16 protein-coding genes are annotated in these 16,187 nt (G+C 27.2%); 3 read left to right on the top strand and 13 right to left on the bottom strand.

What is annotated here, in order from left to right; genetic code table 11:
• Positions 1–93 precede the first annotated feature (93 nt).
• Together BHYOB78_RS05350 and BHYOB78_RS05345 are read left to right on the top strand one after the other, a co-directional pair.
• Positions 94–318 carry a hypothetical protein gene (locus tag BHYOB78_RS05350; RefSeq protein WP_012669781.1) on the top strand — a complete coding sequence of 75 codons (225 nt, stop codon included), beginning with the start codon at positions 94–96 and terminating at the stop codon, positions 316–318.
• A 3-nt stretch (positions 319–321) separates the two neighbouring features.
• Positions 322–1,131, top strand: a complete 810-nt coding sequence (locus BHYOB78_RS05345; RefSeq protein WP_020063430.1) for a pyridoxamine kinase — start codon at positions 322–324, stop codon at positions 1,129–1,131.
• Between the two features lie 384 nt (positions 1,132–1,515).
• Here the strand turns inward: BHYOB78_RS05345 and BHYOB78_RS05340 are convergent, their stop codons facing one another.
• Complete coding sequence (locus BHYOB78_RS05340) at positions 1,516–4,269, bottom strand: tetratricopeptide repeat protein (protein WP_020063429.1); 2,754 nt, start codon at positions 4,267–4,269, stop codon at positions 1,516–1,518.
• Positions 4,270–4,339: 70 nt separating this feature from the next.
• On the opposite strand from BHYOB78_RS05340, the gene BHYOB78_RS05335 reads away from it, so the two are divergent.
• Positions 4,340–5,419, top strand: coding sequence for a glycosyltransferase (locus BHYOB78_RS05335; RefSeq protein WP_020063428.1), 1,080 nt, complete (start codon positions 4,340–4,342; stop codon positions 5,417–5,419).
• A 44-nt stretch (positions 5,420–5,463) separates the two neighbouring features.
• Here BHYOB78_RS05335 and dnaJ read toward each other — a convergent pair whose 3' ends face one another.
• The 12 genes from dnaJ to BHYOB78_RS05275 form a co-directional block, all read right to left on the bottom strand.
• Positions 5,464–6,594, bottom strand: a complete 1,131-nt coding sequence (gene dnaJ / locus BHYOB78_RS05330; RefSeq protein WP_012669777.1) for a molecular chaperone DnaJ — start codon at positions 6,592–6,594, stop codon at positions 5,464–5,466.
• A gap of 45 nt (positions 6,595–6,639) precedes the next feature.
• The gene (locus BHYOB78_RS05325) at positions 6,640–6,930 is read right to left on the bottom strand and encodes a DnaJ domain-containing protein (protein WP_020063427.1); all 291 of its coding nucleotides are present in this window, start codon (positions 6,928–6,930) and stop codon (positions 6,640–6,642) included.
• A gap of 39 nt (positions 6,931–6,969) precedes the next feature.
• Positions 6,970–7,662, bottom strand: coding sequence for a YoaK family protein (locus BHYOB78_RS05320; RefSeq protein WP_020063426.1), 693 nt, complete (start codon positions 7,660–7,662; stop codon positions 6,970–6,972).
• A 190-nt stretch (positions 7,663–7,852) separates the two neighbouring features.
• The gene (locus BHYOB78_RS05315) at positions 7,853–9,106 is read right to left on the bottom strand and encodes an ankyrin repeat domain-containing protein (RefSeq protein WP_028331236.1); all 1,254 of its coding nucleotides are present in this window, start codon (positions 9,104–9,106) and stop codon (positions 7,853–7,855) included.
• 238 nt (positions 9,107–9,344) lie between these two features.
• Positions 9,345–10,034: an ankyrin repeat domain-containing protein gene (locus BHYOB78_RS13410; protein WP_020063425.1), complete on the bottom strand. Its 690-nt coding sequence runs from the start codon at positions 10,032–10,034 to the stop codon at positions 9,345–9,347.
• A 115-nt stretch (positions 10,035–10,149) separates the two neighbouring features.
• On the bottom strand, positions 10,150–12,072 hold the full coding sequence (gene dnaK / locus BHYOB78_RS05305; protein ID WP_020063424.1) for a molecular chaperone DnaK: 1,923 nt from the start codon (positions 12,070–12,072) through the stop codon (positions 10,150–10,152).
• Positions 12,073–12,164: 92 nt separating this feature from the next.
• Positions 12,165–12,374 carry a hypothetical protein gene (locus tag BHYOB78_RS05300; protein WP_020063423.1) on the bottom strand — a complete coding sequence of 70 codons (210 nt, stop codon included), beginning with the start codon at positions 12,372–12,374 and terminating at the stop codon, positions 12,165–12,167.
• 21 nt (positions 12,375–12,395) lie between these two features.
• On the bottom strand, positions 12,396–12,998 hold the full coding sequence (locus BHYOB78_RS05295) for a nucleotide exchange factor GrpE (RefSeq protein ID WP_012669771.1): 603 nt from the start codon (positions 12,996–12,998) through the stop codon (positions 12,396–12,398).
• Positions 12,999–13,514: 516 nt separating this feature from the next.
• Positions 13,515–14,900, bottom strand: coding sequence for a chromosomal replication initiator protein DnaA (gene dnaA, locus BHYOB78_RS05290; protein ID WP_012669770.1), 1,386 nt, complete (start codon positions 14,898–14,900; stop codon positions 13,515–13,517).
• A 91-nt stretch (positions 14,901–14,991) separates the two neighbouring features.
• Positions 14,992–15,372, bottom strand: coding sequence for a YkvA family protein (locus tag BHYOB78_RS05285; RefSeq protein ID WP_012669769.1), 381 nt, complete (start codon positions 15,370–15,372; stop codon positions 14,992–14,994).
• A gap of 76 nt (positions 15,373–15,448) precedes the next feature.
• The gene (locus tag BHYOB78_RS05280; RefSeq protein WP_020063422.1) at positions 15,449–15,766 is read right to left on the bottom strand and encodes a hypothetical protein; all 318 of its coding nucleotides are present in this window, start codon (positions 15,764–15,766) and stop codon (positions 15,449–15,451) included.
• A complete protein-coding gene (locus BHYOB78_RS05275; RefSeq protein ID WP_012669767.1) occupies positions 15,763–16,053 on the bottom strand; it encodes a hypothetical protein in 291 nt (96 codons plus the stop codon). The genes BHYOB78_RS05280 and BHYOB78_RS05275 overlap by 4 nt, the downstream gene beginning before the upstream one ends.
• Positions 16,054–16,187: the final 134 nt, after the last annotated feature.

The raw sequence follows: 16,187 nt of genomic DNA, 5'->3' as shown, positions 1-16,187 counted from the left end.
TCATAAAGTTTATAAATTAGCTTTTTTAGTAAAATTTATTGAAAAAAAAAGTGTTATATGATAACATATAAAAATATATCATTGGAGCAATAAATGAGAAAAGGTAAAAAAAATCCATTTCAAAAAGAAGTTGAAAGAAAATTTGGAACTAGCGGATTTGAACTTAATTCATTTTTATCCGGCGGGAAAAAAATGAAAGTTACTAAAGAAGAAATAGAAGATAGATATGATATAAGTCTTGAGCAATTTGCATATTTTGCACAAATATCCGGATATAAAGTTCTAGCCGACAGTAAATCTCTTATAATATTTAAATAATTTATGAATAATAATTTTAATGTGCTGCTCTTAAATGATTTATGTTCTTATGGTAAAGCATCTCTAACAGTTAATATACCTGTACTATCTCATTTTGGTATAAAGGTTTCTCCTCTAGTTAGTGTTATACTTTCAAATCACACTGCTTTCGAATCTTTTTGTGCTTTTGATTTAACAGAGCAATTAGAAAAGATTGTGGAAGAATTAAAAATAAGAAAACCTATTTTTGATGCTTTTTATGTAGGTTGGATAGCTTCTGGAAAACAGCCTTCTATTGTTGTTGATATAATAAAACATTTTAATATTAAAACTGTTCTTATAGATCCCATACTTGGAGATAATGGAAAGCTATATCCTTCTATGTCTGATGAACATGTAAACTCTATGAAGGAAATAATAAAATATGCTGATATAGCAACTCCTAATATTACAGAATTAGCTATCTTATTGGGAAGAGATCCTTCAATAAGATACAAAGAAGAAGAAGTTACAAATATGGCTAAAGAACTTTCTGAAATGGGACCTAAAACTGTAATAGTTACAAGTGTTTCAAAAGATGAAAATATAGGATGCCTATGCTATCAAGATAATAATATAATAACAAGCTATTATCCAAAAATCAATATAAGTATACCTGGAACAGGAGATGCTTTTGGTTCTTCATTATTAGGATATATACTAAAGGGAGATAGTATAGAAAATGCTTTGAAAAAGTCTACAAAGTTTATATATGACTGCGTTGAAGCATCTATAAAAGATAATGATGACAGAGTTTATGGAATAGCTATAGAAAAAAGACTCAATTTACTTTAATTAAAAAAAATAATTTAAAAATCCCACCCTATAGTTTTTCTATCACACTTGTAATTTCTGCTTTTATATTTTTTTTATTTCACACTGTTATTTCTACTCCCCACCCAGTATACTAAGAATTTATAACTATTATTACCGCACGGTAAACAAAATTATAAATATTAAATATATAGTAATTGCAAATAAAATTATCAATAAAGTTTCGCTTAGCGTGCGTGAAATAAAATAATAAATATAATAAAATTTGGGCGGGCGTGCTTTTATAAATTAAGCAAAAAAGGTAGTTAAGCTTTTTATTTTCAGTAAAAAATAAAAAAGCATAAAGGGCGGGATTGAAATATGCCATTTATGCTTTATTAGTTTTTATTAGCGACAATAATAAGCTTATTCTATTATTTTCTTTTGTACATAATCAATGTCAGTTAATATTGTATTTCTAACTTCTAAATTTCTTCCCCATACAGCTTTGCTTAATGCAGTTTGATAATTATTCAAAGCCTCCTTGAGTAAAGTTTTTGTATTACGGTCTATATATTTTTCTGCTCTAAATTTATAAATATCTGCTAAAAGTTTATAGCCGCTGTAATCATCAGGAACTAATGCTAAATAATTTAAAGCATAAGTTTCAGCATTCATATCATTTTTTAAATTATTTAGATAAACTAAAGCAGCTCTATAATTAGCGGCAGCATAATTCTTTCTCATTCTTATTATACTCTCATAATCTGCTAATGCTGATTTAGCATTACCCATAAGTTCATTAATATATCCTCTTTGATATATATAATTAATATTTCTACTATCAAATGATAAAGCTTTATTAATAATATTCAAAGCCTCATTATAATTTCCCATTTTAGTATAAATCTTTGAAACTGCATAAAGTCTATCAGGATTATTAATATTTTCAGTAATTAAATTTTGAAGATCCTCAGAAGAAGGATTATAATTTTGAATATTAACAGCACTTTCAGCTACATATATAGGATTAACATTAACATATTTAGAAGCTCTATTATAGCATAAGAGAGAATATTCATATAAATAAGCTTTATTATATACTCTTCCTAATAATGAATCTTTTCCTCCATTAACATTAATATATTCAGTGATCTTATTAATTATGTTAATTCCTTCTATGTTATATTCGTAGATATATGCTTCAGCAAGCTTTATTCTATTATCTATATATGCAGGTGAAATTCTTAAAATTTCTTTCATAGTAGATGATAAACTTACATAAGCATTTATATTATCATAATAACCAATAGAGCTTAAATATGAATCTATATACATTTCATTTTGAACAGCAATAGCATCATAATTACTTCTATTTCTTCTTACAGCCAAAGCAGCAGTCTTAGTTGCATTTTCATATCTTTTATTCTCATATAAGTATGCTGCATAAAGTCCGTATGTTGTTGATTCTATTTTTTTTATATATGCTACATCATAATTTTTATTTCTTAAATCAGATATATAAGCTAAAGCCTCATCAAATTTATTATATCTAATAAATTCGAATACTCTATCCGTAACTAAATTCAAATTCAATTTTAATTCTTCTTCCCAATATTCAGTTGCTCTTATATCTATAGCATCTCTCTCTTTTTGATATGCTGAAGTATCATTGTTTGAAGCTCTAATACCTAATAACTTTCTAAGTAAAAAAACATTATTAACACTTATCGTATTAGCATTAAAATTCTCTTTTAATATATTTATAGCTTCATCTATAGAACCTAAATTATTATATGCATCAGCAATATATCCTATTCTAAGCTGCTCTTCATTTCCATCAAATTTATATTTAGAAAGAAGCTGCCTTATATCAACATAATATTTTTTCTGTTTTAATTGTTCAGCCTTATCTAATATTTTATTGTATTCTATATTATTCAATAAGTTATTTGCAATATCCTTATATGAAGAAACTGAATTTAATAATTTATAAGCCTCATCATATTTTTTTTGTCTTATTAAACTTTTACTATAATCAATTTTATTTTCATCAGAAATATTATACAAGTTAATAATCTGAGATATTATTTTATCAGGATAATAACTATACCCCAAACCATATAACATAGATGCAAAAGTCTCATATAATCTAGGCTTATTATATGTATATTCCAATCCTCTTTCTAATATTTTTATAGCCTCAGTTTCATTGTTTTCATATAAATATATTTGAGCCAATATAGCATAAGCCTCATCAAAATCTTTTACAGATGTAATAAGTCTTAATAATATACTTTTAGCATTATTATAATTTTCCAAAGCAAAATATGTTTTAGCTAATGCAACTGTTATTTCCGGATAATCTTTAGAATATGAAGATATATTATTTAATATATTTAAAGCATTTGTGTAATTTTGAGAAGTTAAACTTGCATTCCAAGCATATATTTCTCTCTTCACAGTAGCATTACTTATTTTAGTTTGAATTCTAATTTTTTCTTCATTATTAGAATACCTTGCCTTTCTATAATTATCTATAGCCATATCATATTGACTATTTAAATAATTTATATCTCCCAATCCTTCATTAGCATATGAATTATTTTGCTTCATACAGGCATTAAAATAATAATCCGCACTTTTAATATCTCCGTTTTTTAAAGAAGAATTACCTGCTAAAAAAAGCCAATAAGGATTATTAGTCATCTTGTAGGCAATAATACATGACCTTAAAGTTTCTTCATATTCATTAATATTATCAAAAAACTCAATAATCAAACCATAAACTTTATCATAATCTTTTTCTTCTATATATAATGATAAAAGTCTCTTAAAATCTAAAGAAGCATAATAAAAATCAGCCCTTCTATAATATGAAAGCCCTCTAAAATAATATATTTCATAATAATCTTTATAATTAATTTCTAATGAATTACATAAATTAATTGCTTCAAAAAACTTACCGTCTTGTATAAATTTTCTAACTTTATCTAATTCTCTATTTAAATTATTTTGTGTATTTTCATCTAAAGTAACTTTATCAGAATTTATAGATACGCTTTCTAAAGTAATATTTGCATTTCTATCACTCATTACAGTATGATATTGTAAAATATCTCTGGAATATGCCGAAATATATATCGTAAAAACTAAAAATAAAATTTTATTTATTTTCATAACAAGTCCTTATTTATCATTTCAAATATCGGAATGGGATTTGGTATATTTTAATTATGACGGATAAAAAATGAAAGAAATTATTGTACTAATATCTAATGCAAATAATATGAAAGATAAATCAAATCAATTCATGCTTAATATGGTTGAACATTTTTATAAATCCTCTATAAGAATAACAGTATTTTCAAAATCATTTCCAAAGAATTTTCCTGCTTATATTGCAAGAAAACATTTGTCTTTATTATTCTTAAAAAAATCTGCAAATAATATAGCAAATATTGCTGAAAATGCTGATGCAATTATAGCTATAGATTTCCCTATGAATATAATAGCATCTATGACAAAAAATATTTTAATAAAAAAAAGAATTAACAAATTACCTGTAATAGTATGGTATACTTTAAATTTCCAAAATCATCTGTATTTTCAAGAAAAAAAAGACAGTAAAACAAAATTAATAGATAAAAGACTTATGAAATTAGATTATGAGCATACTGATAATATTGATATAATAATATGCGGAAGTAAAAAAACAAAGGAAAGATTATTATATTTACATAAAGATATCAAAAATATAGAAATAATACAGCCGTATTTTTCTCCGTATATATTCATTAATAACGATAAAAAAGAAAAAGATAAATCTATAGTGATATTTTATAATAAAGAAGACAGTATATTCAAATGTACAGCAGCTTATGCGCAGTATCTTAAAGAAAATGATGATATATATAAATTAAAAATTATAGGATATGATAAAGAATTAAAAGAGAATATTCACAAATTAGCTATAGAACAATATGTGGAATTTATAGATGAAGATGATAATTCAAGAATTGGAAAAGAAATAGAAACTTCAAATGCTATGATAATACATAATATAAAAGATTCTTTCTATACACAATTAATAGCAGCTTGGCATTATAAAACATTACCTATAATAGATGCTAAAAGCTCATCTGCTGAAATAGCTTCTGATGATAAAAATGCCTTAATATATAATTCTAAAAATCCAATATCAATAATATCAAAAATAAAAAAAATGACTGAAAATAAAAAATCTTATGAATTATTTATGTCTTCAATAGATGAAATGCAAAATACAAATGAAATATTAGAATTAATTTCTAATTTCAATCCTAATTAAAAAAAGGAGGATAATTTCCTCCTTTTATAATTATTCATTTCTATTTACCAGTTAGACTTACTAGGCTTTCTTAAAGCAGGCTCATCATTAGAAGGCATAACCTTTTTAAGTTCATTAAATAATCTTTTTTCCTCAGAAGATAATTTAGATGAAACATCTATATTAACTATAACTAATAAGTCCCCTCTTCCAGATCTATTAATATGAGATGCACCGCTTCCTTTTAATCTGAATTTTTGTCCGCTATTAGTTCCTGCAGGAATTTTTATTTTCACCTTCTTTTTATCCAAAGTTTGTATATAAATATCAGCACCTAATGTAGCCTGAGCAATATTAATTCCAACCTCGGTTATTAAATCTATACCTTCTCTTACAAAGTTAGGATGAGGAGTTACATGTATATATAAATATAAATCTCCTGCTATTCCTCCTCCTATAGCCTCACCTTCTCCGCTTACTCTAAGCTGAGTATTATCCTCAATACCTTTAGGAATATTAACAGAAATAGTTTTAGTTTTCTTAACTGTTCCAGTTCCTCGGCAATTTTTACAAGGTGTTGTTACTATAGAACCGCTTCCATTACATCTGCTGCATGTTCTTCTTACACTGAAAAATCCCTGGGCCATTCTAACTTCTCCGCTTCCTCCGCAAGTAGGACAAGTCTGAGTCTTTGTTCCAGGTTCTGCTCCTGTACCATGACAAACATCACAAATATCATTTTTATCTAATTTGATTTCCATTTTTTTACCAAAAACAGCATCTTCCAAAGATAAAGTAACATCATGTCTTATATCATTACCGCGTCTTTGAGATCTTGATCCTCTGCCTGAAAATCCGCCCCCAAAGAAAGAACTGAATATATCATCTAAATCACCAAAACCGCCTGCTCCTCCAAACATTGATGAGAAGTCAAAACCGCCTCTGCCATAAGCATCAGCAAAATCACTATGTACTCCCTGAAATCCAAATTGATCATATTGAGCACGTTTTTTCTCATCAGATAAAATTTCATAAGCCTCTGTAGCTTCTTTAAATTTATCTTCAGCCTCTTTATTACCAGGATTCCTATCCGGGTGATACTGCATAGCTAATTTTCTGTATGCTTTTTTTATTTCATCATTAGTAGCAGTCTTTGCCACTCCTAATACTTCATAATAGTCTCTTTTGTCTGCCATTTATCATATCCTCTTAATAAAATTATCTATTCTAAATATTAAAAATTATTTTTTTCTTCTGCTTAATATTAAACCCAATCCTACACCTGCCGCAGCTAAACCTCCTACAACATATTTATTGGAAGATAAATATTTAATGTTATACTGCATACGAGTCTCTTTATTAGATAAAATTTCATAAGCTTCATTTATATCTATAAATCTTCTATTAGCTTCTTCATTACCTGGGTTTCTATCAGGATGAAATTTCATAGCCAATTCTCTATAAGATTTCTTTATTTTTTCATTGCTTGAAAACATATTAACATTAAGTATTTTATAATAATCTTTATCCATAATAAATATCCTTTATATATAAAAAAATTCACCAAGTTATTATTTTTCAAAAAACATTAAACTTTCAACTATCAATAATAAAACAGAAGAAATCCATATAGATCTAGTTCCAATCATATTTGTAAATAATGTTCCTAAAAAAGCACCTAAAGCAAAAGAACATAATATTGTAATATACATTAAGCTTTTTTTTAATCCTGTTTTATCTTTATTAAATAAAAATTTAAATAAATTCTCTGAAGCAGATCTTAAATTACCCGTACACATATTTGTAACATAAGAAAGTCCTTCAACTTTATTAAATGTTATCATAAATATTGCTGACATAAATGATATACTTCCCACAATCACAGTGTCAGAAAATGTTTCAGGCAATATACCTACTATAAATAATACAATAGAATGTATTAATATAATAACATATTCAAATTCAATTATATTCCTTTTATTCAAAATTTTCTTTATATACAAAGCAAAAAAAATTCCAATAACAAAAATTATAATAGATATAAAATAATGCAGAGTATCTTTAAATTGTTTTTTTACCAACCCCATAGCAAAAAATATTATATTACCTGTCTGAGCATAAGCAAAAACTCCGCCTCTAGTAATATAAGTATAAGCATCCACAAAACCGCCAACCATAGTAAGTATGGATGCTATATATATAGTTTCTGTTGTATGAATAGATTCATTCTTTCTTTTAATAAAAGCTATAATTTTATTTTTCACTTATCTGCCTTATTTTTATTGCCAAATATTATAACACAAAAAAATATTTTTTAAATAAGTTATAATTTAATAATTTTTTATACATAAATTTTTATTATATATAAAACTAATACAAATTTTAAAAGAATAAAAATATTCTCAATTATTTAATATATATTTTTTAGTAATTTAACAATTAATTAAATATATTTTATACAGCACCATTAGCCTTTAATAATTCAGCTATTTCTAAATGCCCTTTTTCTAAAGCATAATTCAAAGCTGATTTACCAGATTTATCTTTTATATTTACATCAGCACCTTTATCTACTAAATATTTTACAACTTCTAAATGTTCAAAATGAAAATTGTCAGATGCCGCCATTAAAGCACTATTTAAATCATTAGCACCTTTATCTATCAAATATTTTACTATATCTAAATGTCCTCTGCTTGAAGCTGTCATTAAAGCATTATTTAAATCATTAGCACCTTTATCTATCAAATATTTTACTATTTCTAAATGTCCGCCTCCAGCAGCAAAACTTAAAGCTGTTCCATGAAATCCGTCTTCATCATTTATATTTGCTCCTGAATCTATAAGTAATTTTACTATTTCTAAATGTCCTTTTTCTGAAGCATAACTTAAAGCTGTTCTAGTAAAATCATCTTTGGCATTTATATTTACACCCTTATCTATTAAATATCTTACTACCTCTAGGTGTCCGCTCTCTGAAGCATAACTCAAAGCCCAATTTAAATCACTGGCACCTTTATCTATCAAATATTTTACTATTTCTAAATATCCGCCATCTGAAGCATATCCTAAAGCAGTATCAAATCCGCATTTTGCATTTACATCAGCACCTTTATCTATCAAATATTTTACTATTTCTAAATGTCCTCCGTCTGAAGCAGAACTCAAAGCAGTATTAAATCCGCATTTTGCATTTATATCGGCGCCTTTATCAAGCAAATATTTTACTATTTCTAAATGTCCGCTTTCTGAAGCACTACCTAAAGCACAATTTAAATAATTAGAGCCTCTTTCTATTAAATATTTTACAACTTCTAAATGCCCATTATCTGCAGCATAAGTTAAAGCACTATTTAAATCATTAGCACCTTTATCAAGCAAGTATTCTACTACTTCCAAATGTCCTCCGATTGAAGCAGAACTCAAAACAGTATAAAAACCGCTTTTCACATTTACATTAGCACCTTTATCAACTAAATATTTTACAACTTCTAAATGTCCGTTTTCTGCTGCATAAGTTAAAGCATTATTTAAATCATTTGATCCTTCATATATCAAATATTTTACCATTTCCAAATTTCCGCCTTTAGCAGCAATAGTCAAAACAGTTTCTCCGGCTGTATCTTTGGTATTTATATTAGCACCATTTTCTATTAAAGATTTCACTTTTTCTAAATCATTATTTTTTACAGCTTCTAATAATTCCATTGTACTTAATACTCCTATAAATTTTACTATTTTTTATGTATAGTAAATATCAAAATCTTTAAGTTTGTAAAATTATTTTTTCATTTTTACATGATTTTTTACACATAAAAAAGAAATATTAAAATAATTTCAATTATTTTATCGTAAAATATGGATCTAATAAAATTGTTACAGTTAATAAAATAAAAAATACAATTATATTAAATTGTCAAAGAACAAAAATTTTAAATATATTTTATTATTTAGCCCCTTTTGATTTTAAAAATTCGGCTACTTCTGAATGCCCATTTTTTGCAGCAGACGTCAAAGCAATATTTAAATCATCAGCTCCTTTATCTATTAAATATTTTACTACTTCCAAATGTCCTTTTTCTGAAGCAAACATCAAAGCTGTTTTACTATGCCAGGTATCATTATATTTAGCATTTACATCAGCCCCTGAGTCTAATAAATATTTTACTACTTCCAAATGCCCATTTTCAGAAGCAGACATCAAAGCTCCATTTAAATCATTAGCTCCTGAGTCTATTAAAAGTTTTACTATCTCTAAATGCCCTTTTTCAGAAGCAGACATCAAAGCTCTATTTAAATCATTAACTCCTGAGTCTATTAATAGCTCAGCCATTTCAAAATCTCCAATATAAGAATAATAAATTAGCATTAATTCATATATGCATTCTACATAATTTACGTTTACGATATAATAAAATGAAACATTATTATAATTTAATCTTAATTTAGTTTCTGTATTAGAAGCACCAGCTATAACAAGCTCTTTTACTATATCTCTATGACCTTTTAATAATGCATATTCTAACGCTATATTAAGTTCATTATGTTCAAACTCTTCTGTTGTTTCTAATATATTTTTTACTTTCTCTAAATCTCCGAGTCTGGATGCTTTTACTAATTCTATATTTCTTTTCATTAATAATTCCATATAAATATTAAAAATATAGGCGGCTGAAAATCAAACATTAAAAATTAACTTCCAACCGCCCATTAGACTTTATATATTCAACTTTTACTTTTTATCTATTTTATTATTTATTGTCATCAACAACTTCATAATCAGCATCAACTACACCGTCATCTTTTCTGCCTGAATCTTGGCTGTTATTTTGCTGTGCTTGTTGTTGTCCAGCATCAGGCTGTGCTTGCTGCTGAGCTCCTGCTTGTTTATAAAGTGCCTCTGAAGCTTTGCTCCATGCTGCTTGTAAATCGTCTGTAGCTCTTTTAATACTGTCTGTATTATTAGAATCTACTGCTGATTTTAATGCACTCATTTTTGATTCAATTTCAGACTTATCTGATGGCTGTAATTTATCGCCGTTTTCTTTCAATAATTTTTCTGTCTGATAAATCATATGGTCAGCATTGTTTTTAGCTTCAACTTCCTCTTTTTTCTTCTTATCTTCTTCAGCATGTTTTTCAGCGTCCTGAACCATTTTGTTTATTTCATCTTCGCTAAGTCCGCTTGAAGAAGCTATTGTTATTTTCTGCTCTTTACCAGTACCTAGATCTTTAGCTGTAACATGTACGATACCGTTAGCATCAATATCGAATGAAACTTCGATTTGTGGTACGCCTCTTGGTGCAGGAGGTATTCCTACCAAGTCAAATCTTCCAAGCTCTCTGTTGTCATTAGCCATTTTTCTTTCACCTTGTAATACTCTGATAGTTACAGATGATTGATTGTCTGCTGCTGTAGAGAATACTTGTTTTTTGTTTGTAGGTATAGTAGTGTTTCTGTTGATTAAAACAGTCATTACTGAACCTTCTGTTTCAATACCAAGTGAAAGCGGAGTAACGTCAAGAAGAAGAACATCTTTAACATCACCTTTAATGATACCGCCTTGTACTGCAGCACCCATTGCTACTGCTTCGTCTGGGTTTACGCTTTTATTTGGCTCTTTTCCAAATATGTTTTTAACTGTTTCCTGTACTAAAGGTACTCTTGTAGAACCTCCAACAAGTATAACTTCATCTATATCGCTAGTAGAAAGTCCTGCATCTTTCAATGCTTTTTCACATGGGATACGAGTTTTTTCTACTAAATCTCTTACTAAGTCCTCAAATTTTGCTCTTGATAAAGATACATTCAAGTGTTTAGGACCTGAAGCATCTGCTGTCAAGTATGGCAAGTTAATATCAGTTTGTAATGAACTTGAAACTTCTTTCTTAGCTTTTTCAGCAGCTTCTTTTAATCTCTGTAAAGCCATTTTATCATTATTCAAGTCAACGCCTGTATCTTTCTTAAACTCATCTATTAACCAGTCAATTATAGCTTGGTCGAAGTCATCACCGCCCAAGTGAGTATCACCGTTTGTACTTTTTACTTCAAATACACCATCAGCTAATTCAAGTATAGATATATCGAAAGTACCGCCGCCCAAGTCATAAACTGCGATTTTCTCATCTTTCTTTTTCTCCATACCATAAGCTAAAGCTGCAGCAGTAGGCTCGTTTATTATTCTTAATACATTAAGTCCAGCAATACGGCCAGCATCTTTAGTAGATTGTCTTTGGCTGTCATTGAAGTATGCAGGTACTGTAATGATTGCATCTGTTACTGTTTCGCCTAGATATTCTTCTGCTGTTTGTTTCATCTTTTGAAGTATTCTTGCACTTATTTCCTGAGGAGTGAAGTTTCCTTCTAAAGTTTTAATTTTTACTTTTCCGCCTTCTTCTATAACTGTATAAGGCATTCTTGAACGTTCTTCTGTTACTTCAGCATAAGTGTTACCCATAAATCTTTTAATAGAGAATATTGTATTTTCTGGGTTAGTTACCATTTGGTTTTTAGCAGGCTGTCCTACTAATACCTCGCCTTTATTTGTAAATGCTACTACAGAAGGAGTTGTTCTGTTTCCTTCAGCATTTGTTATTACTACAGGCTTACCGCCTTCCATTACTGATACACATGAATTTGTTGTTCCTAAATCTATTCCAATTATTTTACTCATAATAAATTTCTCCTTTGTTCAAATATTACTAAATCTTTTAATATTAAAATTAATATTAATATATCTTAAAATTGTTTATATATTATTTGTTATTAGTCCTTCGTCAGAACACTAACAACATATTCAGTATGACCATTACCTAAATGTGAAGTAGTAAGGTCAACATTGATTACTTCTTTGTCTTTAATATGATTGTTTATAGCATCACTTAAATCCTGAAGAACTCTGTTTATATGCTGTATGTTTTCTTTTTTGTCTGCTTTCGGCTCGTAATAAGCTCTAAAAAGTTGAATATGTGCCATAAAATCTCCTAATTAATTTATTTATTCTTTAGCAGCAGCCGGCTTTCCAACTACCACTTTAGCTGTTCTCAAAAGTTCATCATTCAATTTATAACCTTTAGCATAAACCTCAACAACCTTTTCTTTGTCTATATCCGGAACTTCTATCATAGTCAATGCTTCATGTACATTAGGATCAAATTCCTCACCTAAAGATTCTATTTCAGAAACTCCGTTGTCATGCATAAAGTCTATAAACTGTTTATGTATTAATTCTATTCCTTTATAATATTCACTGCCTTGAACATTAGAATCCTGCTCTCCTGCTTTTAATGCTCTTTCAAAATTATCCATAAAAGTTAAAAGAGATAATAATAAACCTTTATTTGCTCTTTTTATGCTGTCAGCTTTTTCTTTAGCAGTTCTTTTTCTTATATTTTCTGCCTCTGCCATAGCGTACATATATTTATTTTTCATATCAGCAGATTCATTTTCTAATTCTTCTATTCTTTTTTTCAAAGCAGTTATTTCATCTTCCTCAACATTTCCAGCATTCTCTTCTGATTTCTCATTATTTTCAACAGCCTCTGCCTCTGTATTTTCTTCCTCTTTATCTTCACTTGTTTCTTTTATTTCCTCTTCCATTTATTCTCCTTTAATTAACTGTTATTTTATGACTTTTAATATTCTCAACTTTATACTACTATTATATGCAATAAATGTGCCAATATATAAAGTTATAAAAATATATTTCATAAAAAAAACATACTAATACACTACATATAAAACATATCAATAATCAAAACTAATTATAATATGCCAATATACTATAATATACCATTTAGTATAATACAAAAACATATTAAAATATATATGTAATTTTTAATTATAATAGAATATATAGATGCATAATGTAAAATGTATTATTTTTATACATAAAAAATATTAAGTTATGTATTATTTTTATACATATAAATATAATAAAAGTATAATGATGATAATATTGAACAATAAAAATTGGGGTTAAAAAAGTATCACCCTGGATAAAGACATCAGGGTGATAAGGAGGTTTATGAAAAATTGTATTAATTTAACAATACGTTGTAATTATATATAAAATCATATAAAAGTCAATGATTTTTTAGATTTTATTTAATAATTTTATGATATTCCTGCTATTATATCATTAATTTCTGAGTATAAATGGGAGCCTGTTTTCAATTCATCTTTCACTTTATCTCTGGCATGTATTACAGAGGCATGATCTCTGTTAAAATCAAGTCCTATTTCTGTAACCGATTTCTTAGAATATTCGCAAGCTAAATATATAGCAACATGCCTAGCTTTAGATATAAACTTTGTTCTATCTTTGCTCTCAAAAGATGATATTTCTATGCCGTAATAGTCTGCCACTATCTTTTTTATCTCTTTTATTGTAGCATTTTTTAATTTAGGCTTGTTAGTAAAATAATCTTTGAATATATCAAGTTTTTCACATTGCTCTATATTTGGTGTTATTTTCATTAAATCTCTTATGGATAAATAAGCCCTTATTGCACCTTCAATTTTCCTAACATCGGTAGTAATATTTTCTGCCATATATTTCATAACTTCTTCATCTATGCTAGTATGCAAATCGAATAACTTTCTCTCTATTATTGCAAGTCTTGTTTCATATTGAGGAGGTTCTATTGAAAGAATAAGACTCTTTTCAAATCTATTTTTTAATCTTGCTTCTATATTTCTCAACTCTTTAGGCGGCTTATCGCTTACAAATACCATCTGTTTTGAGGCATTATCCAAAGCCTGAAATATCTCAAATAACTCTTTAGATGTTTCCTGGGCACTTTCAAGAAGCTGCAAATCATCTAATAAAAGCATATCCAAAGACTTATATCTTCTCTTAAAAATTTCAGGTTTTTTGCTCTGAAGTCCTGATACATATTCATCTCTGAAACCGCTTCCATCTATATAAAGAACTTTAGCATTAGGATTATTTTGCATATAACTATTACCTATAGCCTGAAGTAAATGTGTCTTTCCTATGCCTACACTTCCATATATATAGAGAGGATTATATTCTTTACCTGGATTGGATGATACATATTTAGCAGCTTCAAATACATATCTATTATTATTACCTTGTATAAAATTATCGAATCTGAAATAATCATTTAAATTGCTTTTACTATAAAAATTTTCTTTTTTTGATGCTTCTAATGTATTTTTATTAGAATTATTTTCTTTATTATTATCAATAGATTCTTCAGCTTCTTCTATATGTAGATATTTATTAACTAATTCAGCATCTACTTTTACATCTATATCTATATTATGCCCTAGTCTATCTTCAAAAAAATCTTTTATTCTTTCTAAAAAATCTTTTTTTATATGTGCCGCTGTAAAATCTCCAGAACATACTATATCAGCTTTATTCTCATTATCAGCTATTAAAACACTTCCTTTCAATAGGGCAATACCCGCAAACTCATCATCTTCACTTATAATATCTAAAAATTCATTCCAATATTTTTGTATCTCTTCCATCTTTCTATCTTTAAAATATATTCTAACTATTTTATAATCGGAATTTATATTTTTAAATTAAATATAGAAAATTACAGTATATATATAATTACTAATTAGATGAAACTTTGAAAACTAATACTATAAGAAGAACCAATATAAGTATAAATATAATAGTAAATATAAATGCAGCCCATTTTATATATTTAACAATTTTATATATAGATGTATTTTTATCTAAAACAGTATTTTGAATGCCATGCAAAGCTGATGCTATTAAAAATAGAGCATCTTCTCCCCAACCGGCAACAGGTATGACATCTGGAATAAAATCAACAGGAGAAATTGTATATATCAAAGCTAATATAAACGGAATCCAAGAAAGTATAGAATTTAGAGATTTATTTTTATCAGTATCATCATTATTAACTATTTCCGGTTCAAATACCTTTTCTTCTTCTTTTTCATTATAATTATTTTCATTATCAGACATATATTTCCCCAAAACAATCAATTATATTCTATATAATAAATCAATATTTTTATGACCTGATTCATTACTATTAATATTATAAAGCAGGTGAATGATATCCCTTATAATTACCATTTGGATAACGAATACATTTTGCTGAAGTTAATTGTTTTATAGTTTTATATTGATTACCGCAGTATTTGCAAGTATATTCATCTTTTTCTATACCTTCATAAAGTTTATGCTTACCTTTATAATTTCCTTCAGGATAACGCATACAATTTTGAGAAGTTAATAATTTTACTGAACTAAACTTATTTCCGCAGTATTCGCAATAAAAATTTTCCTGAGCTTTAGGCCTTAAGCTAGCAGTAAAACAAAAAAATACAAAAGTTATTATATATAATGTTCTCATTTTTTATCACCTGAAATTAAATCTTTATATTTAGAGTCTTTAAATTCTATATAAGGTTTGGAACTAAGCATATGTATAGCTGTTATAAGAGAATAGCTAACCCAAGCCTTTTTTTCTGTAGGTTTAGATGATGAAGATTCATTCTTTTTAAGAAGCTCATTTAAAGATTCTGCTATATCATCAATATGTTCTTCAAAAAAATCCTCACAATCATCGCATGTATCCATAGTAGCCTGCCCTTGTATTTCTTCTACATTTTTACCGCACCAAACACATTTTACAGACATTTATACACCTCTTATAATTTATTTTTCGCCGTATATTATACAGATAATATTTAATTTGTAAAGATTTTAAAGATATAATTTTATATATTTTTATAGAAATTAATAAACATAATTCTATAGTTTCAAATTTTTTT

The sequence above is a fragment of the Brachyspira hyodysenteriae ATCC 27164 genome, assembly GCF_001676785.2.
In the GTDB taxonomy this organism is placed as follows: Bacteria; Spirochaetota; Brachyspiria; order Brachyspirales; family Brachyspiraceae; genus Brachyspira; species Brachyspira hyodysenteriae.
The sequence above is the reverse complement of the archived record's forward strand: the minus strand, read 5'-3'. Positions and strand labels throughout refer to the sequence as shown.

Excerpts from the sequence above, each read along its gene's own strand:
- BHYOB78_RS05350 (WP_012669781.1), top strand. The coding sequence starts at position 94 with ATGAGAAAAGGTAAAAAAAATCCATTTCAAAAAGAAGTTGAAAGAAAA.
- BHYOB78_RS05345 (WP_020063430.1), top strand. The coding sequence starts at position 322 with ATGAATAATAATTTTAATGTGCTGCTCTTAAATGATTTATGTTCTTAT.
- BHYOB78_RS05340 (WP_020063429.1), bottom strand. The coding sequence starts at position 4,269 with ATGAAAATAAATAAAATTTTATTTTTAGTTTTTACGATATATATTTCG.
- BHYOB78_RS05335 (WP_020063428.1), top strand. The coding sequence starts at position 4,340 with ATGAAAGAAATTATTGTACTAATATCTAATGCAAATAATATGAAAGAT.
- dnaJ (WP_012669777.1), bottom strand. The coding sequence starts at position 6,594 with ATGGCAGACAAAAGAGACTATTATGAAGTATTAGGAGTGGCAAAGACT.
- BHYOB78_RS05325 (WP_020063427.1), bottom strand. The coding sequence starts at position 6,930 with ATGGATAAAGATTATTATAAAATACTTAATGTTAATATGTTTTCAAGC.
- BHYOB78_RS05315 (WP_028331236.1), bottom strand. The coding sequence starts at position 9,106 with ATGGAATTATTAGAAGCTGTAAAAAATAATGATTTAGAAAAAGTGAAA.
- BHYOB78_RS13410 (WP_020063425.1), bottom strand. The coding sequence starts at position 10,034 with ATGAAAAGAAATATAGAATTAGTAAAAGCATCCAGACTCGGAGATTTA.
- dnaK (WP_020063424.1), bottom strand. The coding sequence starts at position 12,072 with ATGAGTAAAATAATTGGAATAGATTTAGGAACAACAAATTCATGTGTA.
- BHYOB78_RS05300 (WP_020063423.1), bottom strand. The coding sequence starts at position 12,374 with ATGGCACATATTCAACTTTTTAGAGCTTATTACGAGCCGAAAGCAGAC.
- BHYOB78_RS05295 (WP_012669771.1), bottom strand. The coding sequence starts at position 12,998 with ATGGAAGAGGAAATAAAAGAAACAAGTGAAGATAAAGAGGAAGAAAAT.
- dnaA (WP_012669770.1), bottom strand. The coding sequence starts at position 14,900 with ATGGAAGAGATACAAAAATATTGGAATGAATTTTTAGATATTATAAGT.
- BHYOB78_RS05285 (WP_012669769.1), bottom strand. The coding sequence starts at position 15,372 with ATGTCTGATAATGAAAATAATTATAATGAAAAAGAAGAAGAAAAGGTA.
- BHYOB78_RS05280 (WP_020063422.1), bottom strand. The coding sequence starts at position 15,766 with ATGAGAACATTATATATAATAACTTTTGTATTTTTTTGTTTTACTGCT.
- BHYOB78_RS05275 (WP_012669767.1), bottom strand. The coding sequence starts at position 16,053 with ATGTCTGTAAAATGTGTTTGGTGCGGTAAAAATGTAGAAGAAATACAA.